The organism is Dapis brunnea BLCC-M229 (assembly GCF_050015995.1).
Taxonomy (GTDB): domain Bacteria; phylum Cyanobacteriota; class Cyanobacteriia; order Cyanobacteriales; family Microcoleaceae; genus Trichodesmium.
In genome coordinates this window covers 1-11,337 of sequence record NZ_JBNHEP010000237.1, presented here as the reverse complement: position 1 = coordinate 11,337, position 11,337 = coordinate 1, and the positions used below count along the sequence as shown (strand labels likewise).

The following is an 11,337-nucleotide window of genomic DNA, read 5'->3' as shown; positions in this document are numbered from 1 at the left end:
TCCCTGGTTCTACATCTGTGAAGGTGTAGTTACCATCTCCATTTGTAGTTGTTGTACCTACGGTCTGGTCTTGGTCATCCAGCAAAGTTACAGTAACACCTTCGAGAGGAGTATCACCCGTACCATTGTTATCAGTATCTTCAAAAACGGTACCTGAGATGGAACCAAAAGGAATTTGCTCATCCACAAAATCATTACCCGTGGAATCTACATCTCCAGGCAGCGTAACACTAATCAAGCTGTCGTTATCTCCATCAGTATCACTAACATCGCCATAGCCAGCCAAGTTAACCTGACGAACAGTGTAATCACCTGCCTCTAAATCAGTAAACTCATAGTTACCATCGGTATCCGTTGTGGTACTACGAATGACTGTACCCTGGTCATCAAGCAATTCTACCGTGACGTTTTGGAGGTTGATATCACCAGTGTCATCATTATCAATATCCTCAGAAACATTACCGCTAATGCTACTGAGGTTGATAAGCACTTCCTCAGAATCGCTGCTCGGAGGTGTCTGATCGGTATCAACTGTGGCAATGTTGTCGATATCCCCATCACCACCACCATTGCTATCAATGTCAGACTGCTGAACAGTATAGCTTCCGGTGTAAGTCCAGGTTTCTCCACGCTGTAAAATGCCATCATTGTTTATAGATTCAACAGGGTCACTCAGATTTGCTAAGAGGGGGTCTGTGACCACGACACCTGTTAGATCTTGGAAACCGGCATTACTAACCGCAATCTCATAATTAATGACATCGCCAACCTGGTCTACAATGCCATCGCTATCCGTGGTCCCATCTGGATTGGTAACGCTAACGGCTTCCTTATTAATCGCGGGATTAGCCAATGGCACGATCGCCGTTCCTAAATCTAAAGCTTCACCATCACCAGACAACGAGCGTGGTGGATCTTGTCCCCAGACAGCTGCAATGCTGACTGGAGTTCCATTGGGCTGGCCATTGCTATCTGCAGACGTATTGGAAACAATAATAGCTCCGGTCAGATCCTGGTCACCTTCAGCCCCAGAGAATAGAACAGTATCATCCACAATTCGCAGTGAATTTAAGGCATTGACAGATTCGTTATAGTCAAATGTGCCGTCCCCGTCAAAGTCAATAAAGATGTTGCTATTTTCAATGGGCGTAACCCAAACAACACTCCTGCTTTCTTCCCCTTGATCGTTGAGAGGCTGACCATCATCAGTTGCACCGCGTCCTAAGCCCACCAACACCTGTGAGGTTAGCTGATCGGTTGGTATTAAGGGGAAGCCCCAATCATAAATTTGGCCACCACCGTCTGCATCTACTTGGGCTAAACCATAGAAATTGGGCGTAGCGCCACCGTTATTAGTAGCATCTGTAAAGAAGCGCAGACCAGAGTAGTTATCCCCGGACAAATCGATGTCACCATCAGAGTCCACTTCTATAAATGTGGAACTGTTGGCCGCAACATTAAAGCTTCCATTGGGACTATTCCCCCCCTCATAGGAAATTGTAATTTCTGAGCCATTGGGGTTATGGAACCAGTAACCTGTGGAGCCAACTTCCTCAGCAACAGGAGTGATGTACTCGTTAGACCATTCATCCGCATCAACTTGGGCGTACCAACGTAATTCATAGGTATCACCAATGTCACCTGTTACAAGGTCTACCTGAACTGGTCTGCTGGAAGTCAGTTCATCCCCTTCTTGGAGATCTTCAATAACAAAATTATCACCTATGTTCAGGACATCATTAGCATCAATCACGTTGTCGCCATTAATGTCTATCTGCAAGCCATTCAGGAAAAGCTCCGTCCCATCGTCGCCGGCCATTACATAGAAGACCGAATACTGAAAGGCATTGGTGCTGCTTGTCGTGTCTTCACCCACTGGTGCAATGAAGCGATCGCCCCAAGAATCCTGGTTAAAGACTTCAACCGCACCTGCCATGAGGGAACCTGGGTTGTCTGGGAAAGCAAAGCGGGTTACGGCAATAGGCAGTGTGGCCTGAATCAGGTCAGCCCCATCATACAGAATGGTGTTGGGATCTCGGTAGTTATTGGTAGAAGGAATAGCATTATCCAGGACAATTGCATCGCCACCTTGAAGAACGTCCTCGGCGTCAGTTAAAACTCCTGGTGCTGCACCGTTAGAGATGTCACCATCCCCCCATATTTCTGTGCTAGCCTGTTTATTGACAGTATCATTAGGGTTTGGATCGTAACCATCTTCCCAGTGATCGTAATAGACAATTGTATTATCTGCCGCCACAGCTACCGATATTACAGTGTTGATATCGCCATCAGCATCTGAATTTATCGTATCAAAAGTCTCGAATAAATCATCTTCTGGCAGCGGAACATAGTAACTCTGTACAGGATTATCGAGTAGATTATCTTCTTCCATAGTCGTTAATTATTTTCCTAGGAAATGATTAGCGTTGCACAATAAAGAATGATCAAATCCGAAAGTATATATTTTTGGATAATTCTTTCCTCAATATATATACAGTTGAAAATTTATTATCATTCTTTAATTTGCAACCCTAAGAGATTGTTTGTAAAGGAAATATAAAAAGGAGATAGGGAACAGGGAACAGGGAACAGGGAACAGGGAACAGGGAATAGGGAATAGGGAATAGGGAATAAGGAGGAAGAAATCAAGACAAATATTTGTCGCTTAAAAATCTAGGAATATATGTACTGAATACTTCTCTACCTACCAAATTTCAATCTCTTGAAGTATTACCGCTTTTAGATTTTAGTCACTCGCATGTTCTCTTAATACTTATTTTACAAACAGTCTCTAAATGATTCCTATTCACTCTAATTTATACAAATTTCATTGGCAAGAGCTAGCACAGATATTAACCTTTTCTTTACCGAATATTCATAAAAGAGAGTATATTTCAGGGCTTAGGTAGTACCGCTATATATAGTGATTTTTTTGGTTTTTTCTAGATATTATCGCCACAATTAGTGTAGCTGCCTAAGTCCTGTATTTGCAGATATACGAAGCTTGTCTTTACCGAATCTTCATAAAATAGAGTATATTTTCGGTTGAAATTACGAATATATATACAGATATACAGGTAAATAATGCCACTAATCACAACAAGTATAAATATTTACTCAAGTTTGAAGATTTTCACATACTATCTATATTTTGTCGTGCTGAATGTGGCTATCAACAGGGGGGAATTCGGAGATGGGGAGATGGGGAGATAGGGGGATTCGCAGATGGGGAGATTCGCAGATGGGGGGATTCGCAGATGGGGAGTGTCGGAGAGATTAAAAAATATATATCCTCACCATTACCATGCAGGACTACCCAAATAAAATAGTCCAGCTAATTAGATAATATCAAATCCGTTTAATTCGGTATAAAAAAATGTTCCATCTTCAACCATTACCAAATATTTCTTCATCTCTGGGTCTCCCCAAACTCCCCACCCTCTTTATCTAATTACACCAATGCTACCGGATTTGATATGACCCATCTTCCCTATTCCCTTGTAAAATAAATATTGTTGAGTTTCAGTAAAGTAAAAGCAATGAGTTTAGAAAAAGATTTATTCAAAGCATACACAAGACCTATCAAAGAAAAAGATTTATTTAAAGCACTAAATAAATCTGCAAAATCAATATCTAAAAGGAGTTCTTCTAATATCAAACAATCAGAAAAATTTCGTTTAAACAAAAAAAGTCAAGATAAGATATTGAAATCCAATCAGAAGTCCGCCAAGTGGTTGCGATCGCTTTTGGTTAGAAAATAATTATACTGTCTTAAATATAGAGATATTTTGGCTTTATTTTTATATAGAGATAACTAATTTTTATTAAATTTATCTCTACAGTCAATCAAATTCAATATTAACATTCTCAAAACCCACCAGATTTTGCCTGGTGGGTTTTTATTTCTTGAGCAGTTAAACTTACAGCAGATTTGGTGATTAATGTGCTACGACTGATGGGGGAAATATTTTTTTTACTTGTTCGGTATCTTACTCTCTATTCCCTACTTCCTAAAACCATCAATTAATTTCTCTGAACTTGATTTAACGTAATTCTACAAATAAATAGCAATAGTCAAGAATAAAGCAGCATATTTCAGATTGATTATCAAGTATAAATTGAGATATTTAATTATAATATCAAGTCTCATTAAGAGACTGTTTGTAAAATAAGTCTTAACAGAGCAAATAATGACTAAAATCTAAAAGCGGTAGTACTTCAAGAGATTGAAATTTCCTAGATACCAGAGGTTTAAAGGTACATATATTCCCAGATTTTTAACTTACAAATAGTTGTCTTGATTTCTTCCTCCCTCCATACCTATTCCCTATTCCCTGTTCCCTGTTCCCTGTTCCCTATATCCTTTTTATATTTCCTTTACAAACAGTCTCTAATTAGCCATAATAAAGATGTTTTTTTATGTCAATTTACTCCCTATTCCCTAAAATTTTTATTGTTGGTATTCAAAGAGACATAATATAATTAATACTAAATCAGGTTTAGACAGAACCTTTATATGAAGGTAAGGCAGAAGGCAGAGGGAAGAAAGCATAAGGGTTAGACAACAATTTGAAAAACGTGCTTTTAATAACCGGATTTGGTATGATAATATCGATCATCAAAATGTTATGATTATAAAATTGTCAATATTTAGACTTAAACAAAAAATCCAAAAATTATATGTGTAGATTAGTAGGTTACCTTGGTGAGGCAATTTTATTAGACTCGATTGTTAGTCAACCAGAACACTCATTAATAGTCCAAGGTTATAAACCCCAAGAAATGCAAGAAGCTTTACTAAATGCCGATGGTTTTGGTCTAGGTTGGTATCATACTCAAAAAGAGACTGCACCTTTTACTTATAAAAATATCCAGCCAATATGGAATGATATAAATCTCAAGAGTCTTGGTCGTTATATAGAGTCAAACTGTATTCTAGGTCATGTTAGAAGTGCAACTCCTGGTCAAGCAATTGATCTTAGTAACTGTCAGCCATTTAATTACAAAAATCTACTATTTATTCACAATGGCTATATTGATAAATTCCGATTTACTCTTTATAAACCAATACGGGATTACCTCCAAAAACTGCCATATTTATTGATTAAAGGTAATACAGACTCAGAACATATTTTTGCTTTGCTAATTAATGAAATTATTGAAAGAATTAACTGTGATTTTAAAGAAGCTTTACATGGTATATTGATGGTTTTGACAGAAATTGCTCAGGAAAATAAAGTCAGATTTTTGGCAAATACAATTATTACAGACGGACATCAATTAGTTGCCTCTAGATTTGCTCAAGGTGCAATTCCACCGACTCTTTATTGGTTAAAAAATTCTCCTAAATTTCCTAAGTCTGTCATTGTAGCTTCGGAACCTTTATTTGTAGATGATTGGCAAAAAGTTCCAGAACAAAGCATCATTAAAGTCAGTAAAAATCTTGATATTGAAATCTATCAAATCTGAAAATTAAAATATTTTTTAGTAGATAATAATTGGTAATTTTGATGCCTGTTGATTAAAGTTCCTTAAGACCATAGCACTAATATGTTACATACTATTTTTTGTACATATAGTCAATAACTTAATTCTAAATTAATTATAAAAAAAATTATAATTTTTTTATAATTATACAAGGCTAAAGTAAGTTATTATACTTAGTTATTTGTTGGTTGGAAATTATAGAAGTTTAAAGAAATATTGCTATATTAACTTTTTGTTAATAGGTATAAAAGGCAACAGTTTAGTAACCTATAGTCAGGTTTTTCCCTAATCCCTGTTCCCTTTTTAACAACTGATAACTGAAATGACTGTAAATACTTTTTTTGGATTTCCTATTAGAGAAAGGAGAGAAGAAGCGATCGCCTGTCGATCGTAGAAAACTTAACAATAATCCTTCATAAAATTTAATCATATTAATAATTAAATAAGTGGTAGGATTCAGTATTAAGAAATATTGAATTAGTGCATCCATAAACCTGAGATTTATTGCATAGACAAAACTCCAAAGTCATCTGGATTGTATATTTTTTCAGACAATCAAAGAATGATTAGTATCCCTAGTAAATTGCCGATTAATCAAGAAAAAAGGAGAATAATTAGTGTCTGAAGTGGCTACTAAAAATATTACATTCTGGAATACTACTGGTTATAATTACCCTGGATTTGGGCAAACCGTAGAAGTTCCTGATGGTTTGGGTGGTACAATAGGTATTACTTATAATCGAATAGACTATGATGACCGTGGCTGGAGAGGAAAGCCAGATGGTGATACTCCCATTACACCAAATCGCTTCCTATCAGGAGAAATAGAGAATAAATTTAGCTTAACGGGCAAAACAAAAGCCATCACTGCTACTATGCCTCTAATCAGAACTGTAGGAAATGAAAATAACTATTCTGTCACCCTAGATTTTAGTAAATACAAAGCTTCTACAGCAAATTCCCAAGCAACTGATGGTGCGACCTCTGGTGATACCTATTTAGCCATATCAAGATTCCTCAATGGTAACAAAGCTGGATATACAACGATAAAAGTCACAGCAAAAACCCTCGATGGTAGTGAACTTAACTTAGGTGATTGGAAATTATTCAACAGTGGAACTCTTGGTAAAAGCAATAATACTCGGATATTCCTAGATGCAGGTACTCAAACTATTTCTGGTAAAAACTCTCAAGGTAAACAAGAGTTATGTCCAACTCCAGCAAACCCTTCTTCTGCTTTTGGTACACATACAGCTTTAGGTTTGTTTGAGTTACCAAGCAACCAACGTTATGTATCTATTACTCTTAGTTTCAAACAGAAAAAGATTCAGGGTGTAACACCCAACGATTTACATGATATTTATGTTGCTAGTAATACTAGCTCTACAAGTCCAATTAATGAAATTCCTCAAACTAAACCTATGGATATAAATAATGGTCTACAACTGCATCTGCCACTCAATGAAATAGTCGAAAATGCTGAATCAGAAAAAGAAGTTGTTGATGTTTCAGCAGGAAAACTCAATGGTAAAGTAAATGGTGCAACAGTTGTAGCTGAACCACGCTTTGGCAATTGTTTAAACTTTAATGGGAATAATGATTATGTGATCATCAATCCAATGCCCAATTTCCCATCAGAAGCAATGACAGTATATTGTTGGATTAAATCGAACAATACAGTCAAAGCGGGAACACCTTTTTCCTATGCTAATTCTGAAACTGATAATGCCTTTATACTGTATGACATTAAAAAACTTATAGTTTACATTGCAGCGGCTACAAAAGACACAGGAATTGCTTTCAATGATGGTGAATGGCATTGTGTAGCAGTCAGTTGGAATAGTAGTAACGGACAATTAAAGGTTTATCAAGATGGTGAAGAGAAAGATGCTGGAATTCTGAGCCAAGGAAAGAAAATTGCTTCTGGGGGAGCGCTGGTATTAGGTCAAGAACAGGATGCAGTTGCGGGAGGATTTGATGTAAATCAGGCTTTTGAGGGTCAAATGACTCATGTGCGGATGTATAACCGAGTATTATCTCCAGAGGAAATCAAGGAATGTATGAAAGTGGATACAACTCCTCCACCTATGGATATAAATAGTGGTTTACAACTGCATCTGCCACTGAATGAAATTGTCGAAAATGCAGCCAAAGAAAAAGAAGTTGTTGATATTTCAGCAGGAAAGCTCAATGGTAAAGTCAATGGTGCAACAGTTGTAGCTGAACCACGGTTTGGTAATTGTTTAAACTTTAACGGCATTGATGATTGTGTTATCATCAATCCGATGCCCAACTTTCCTTCAGAAGCAATGACAGTATTATGTTGGGTTAGATCGAATAACCAAAGCAAAGAAGGTACAGTTCTGTCATACGCAAAATCTTCAGCACAGAAGTATAACGAGTTTCAAATATACAATATTAAAAATATAACACCCACTGTTAATAACAAGTGGCATAGTACGGGAGTTGCTTTTAACGATGGTGAATGGCATTGTGTAGCAATTACTTGGCAAAGTAGCGACGGACAATTTAAAGTTTACAAAGACGGAAAAGAAGTACACTCCAAAGTCATTAGTCAAGGAACTCCAATTGCTACTGGAGGAGCATTGGTAGTAGGGCAAGAGCAAGATAAGCTGGGAGGAGGATTTGCAGTTAACCAAGCTTTTCAAGGACAAATGGCTCATTTGCGTATGTATAACCGAGTGTTATCTCCAGAAGACATCAATGAATGTATGGAAGTGGATGGAACTCCTCCACCAATGGATATAAATCGTGGTTTACAACTGCATCTGCCACTGAATGAAATTGTCGAAAATGCAGCCAAAGAAAAAGAAGTAGTTGATATTTCAGCAGCAAAACTCAAGGGTAAAGTCAATGGTAATCCCAAAATTTTAGACGACTCACGTTTTGGCAGTTGTCTAAACTTCGACGGAGTGGATGATTATATCCAAATGCCGGAAATGAATATTGACTATTCCCAAGGTTTGACTGTCGAAGCTTGGGTACACTATAACAGCTTCAAGAGTTGGTCGAGAATTATTGACTTTGGAAATGGTGCTCCAAATGACAATATTCTGTTTGCTAACGAAGCTACAACAAGCAATCTATGTTTCGATAGTTTTAAAGGAACAACTTCCAACAGGGTAAAAGCAAATGGAAAGCTAGAGTTGAGCAAATGGCTACATTTGGCAGTAACAGTTGATGGATCGGGGAACACTAAAATTTACAATAATGGTACAGAAGTAGGGAGTGGATCTATAAATCTCCCTAATAAGATTAATCGTACCAAAAACTATATTGGTAAAAGTAATTGGCCAGATGAATTGTTTTATGGCAAAATGTCAAATCTCCGACTGTATAATCGAGCATTATCTCCTGAAGAAATTAATGAATGTATGAAAGTGGATGAAACTCCTCCACCTGTAGATATAAATCGTGGTTTACAACTGCATCTGCCACTCAATGAAATAGTCGAAAATGCGGCTAAAGAAAAAGAAGTTGTTGATGTTTCTCCAGCAAAACTCAAGGGTAAAGTCAATGGAGAACCAATAGTTGTAGCAGACTCCAAGCTTGGCAGTTGTCTAAACTTTGATGGCGTGGATGATTATATCCAAATCCCAGAAATGAATATTGATTATTCACAAGGTTTGACTGTCGAAGCTTGGGTACACTATAGCAGCTTCAAGAGTTGGTCGAGAATTATTGACTTTGGAAAAGGTTCAGGTAACAACAACATTCTGTTTGCAAATGAAGGTACTACTCAGAATTTAGTCTTCGATGTTTATCAAGGTGCTACTCGAAACAGGATTAAAGCAGATGGAATGCTAGAGTTGAACCAGTGGCTTTATTTAACAGTAACCGTTGATGGGTCAGGTAGTGGCAAAGTATATAAGAATGGTGAAGAAGTACAGAGTGGTTTAGTACATCTACCTAATAATCTTAATCGCACCAAAAATTATATTGGCGATAGTAACTGGTCAGCGGATGGATTTTTTCATGGCAAAATATCGCATTTGCGGATGTATAACCGAGCGTTATCAAAAGAAGAAATTAATGAATGTATGGCAGTAGATGAAACTCCTCCACCGATGGATATAAATCGTGGTTTACAACTGCATCTGCCACTAAATGAAATTGTGGAAAATGCTGAATCAGAAAAAGAAGTAGTTGATATTTCAGTAGCAAAACTCAATGGCAAGGTCAATGGAAAACCAATAGTTCTAGCAGACGATCGTTTTGGTAACTGCTTAAACTTTGATGGGAATAATGATTATATTATTATTAATCCCATGCCCAATTTCCCCTCAGAAACACTTACAGTATTATGTTGGGTTAAATCAAACAATACCACAAAAGCAGGAACACCTGTTTCCTATGCTAATTCAGAAACAAGTAATGCCTTTATATTGTTTGACATTAGAAAACTCATACCTGAAATTACAGCGGTGACAAAGCAGACAGAAGTTGTTTTGAATGATGGTAAATGGCATTGTGTAGCACTTAGTTGGAATAGCAGCGACGGACAATTAAAGGTTTATAAAGATGGGGAAGAGAAAGACTCTGGAACTCTGAGTAAAGGAAAGAAAATTAATTCTGGAGGGGCACTCATACTAGGTCAAGAACAGGATAAGCTGGCAGGAGGATTTGATGTCAACCAAGCTTTTGAGGGTCAAATGGCTCATCTACGAATTTACGACCGAGTGTTGTCACCTGAAGAAATTAACGAATGTATGAAAGTAGACGGTACTCCTCCACCTGAACCTATGGATATAAATCGTGGTTTACAACTGCATCTACCACTGAATGAAATAGTAGAAAATTCGGCTAAGGAAAAAGAAGTAGTTGATGTTTCAGCAGGAAAGCTCAATGGTAAAGTCAATGGTGCAACAGTTGTCGCCGACTCGAAATTTGGTAAATGTATCAACTTTGATGGGGTTGATGATTATATCCAAATGCCTGAGATGAATATTGACTATTCACAAGGTTTTACTATAGAAACTTGGTGGTACTGTAGCAAACTTATTCGTTACGCGAGAGTAATTAACTTTGGTAATGGTTCTGCACAAGACAATATCATCTTTAGTCATCGAACCCAAAGTGACGTATTATTACTTGTCTTACTTGGTTCAGAGAGAAAAGAGCTAGTCCTGAAAAACATCCTCGAAGAGAATCAGTGGCTCCATTTAGCAGCAACAGTAGATCAATCAGGAAATGCCAAAGTTTATAAAAATGGTCAAGAAGTAGGGGGAGGTTTGATAGCTATCCCCAATAATCTTAATCGCACCCAAAACTATATTGGCACTCACCAACCTGGAGCTTCTTCAATTTATTTTCAGGGCAAAATGTCGAACCTGCGGTTGTATAATCGACCATTATCTCCTGAAGAAATCAACGAATGTATTAAAGTGGATGAAGATCCAGAGGAAATTAATGAATTGATGCAAGTTGATGAAGCTGAGACAACTGAGGCTACATCAACTACTGGTGAGGGTGATGGCACTGCAACCACTGATGCAACAGACACCACCTCAACTACTGGGGAGGGTGATGGCACTGCAACCACTGATGCAACTGACACTACCTCAACTACTGGTGAGGGTGATGGCACTGCAACCACTGAGACAACAGACACCACCTCAACTACTGGGGAGGGTGATGGCACTGCAACCACTGAGACAACAGACACCACCTCAACTACTGGGGAGGGTGAAACAGATACATCATCAACTACTGAGACGACTGACACCACCTCAACTACTGGTGAGGGAGATGGCACTGCAACCACTGATGCAACAGACACTACCTCAACTACTGGTGAGGGTGATGGCACTGCAACCACTGAGACAACAG

General features: G+C 37.8%; 4 protein-coding genes. 3 read left to right on the top strand and 1 reads right to left on the bottom strand.

Going from position 1 to position 11,337, the window contains the following annotated elements; genetic code table 11:
• Positions 1-2,392 (bottom strand): MSCRAMM family protein (locus ACP6PM_RS27455; RefSeq protein ID WP_426590069.1); only part of this gene is annotated, 2,392 nt, incomplete at its 3' end.
• 1,147 nt (positions 2,393-3,539) lie between these two features.
• Here ACP6PM_RS27455 and ACP6PM_RS27450 point away from each other — a divergent pair.
• The 3 genes from ACP6PM_RS27450 to ACP6PM_RS27440 form a co-directional block, all read left to right on the top strand.
• A complete protein-coding gene (locus ACP6PM_RS27450) occupies positions 3,540-3,761 on the top strand; it encodes a hypothetical protein (protein WP_426590068.1) in 222 nt (73 codons plus the stop codon).
• Between the two features lie 919 nt (positions 3,762-4,680).
• Complete coding sequence (gene egtC / locus ACP6PM_RS27445; RefSeq protein ID WP_426590067.1) at positions 4,681-5,469, top strand: ergothioneine biosynthesis protein EgtC; 789 nt, start codon at positions 4,681-4,683, stop codon at positions 5,467-5,469.
• A 635-nt stretch (positions 5,470-6,104) separates the two neighbouring features.
• Positions 6,105-11,337, top strand: a 5,233-nt coding sequence (locus tag ACP6PM_RS27440; protein WP_426590066.1) for a LamG-like jellyroll fold domain-containing protein, incomplete at its 3' end; no start/stop codon positions are given.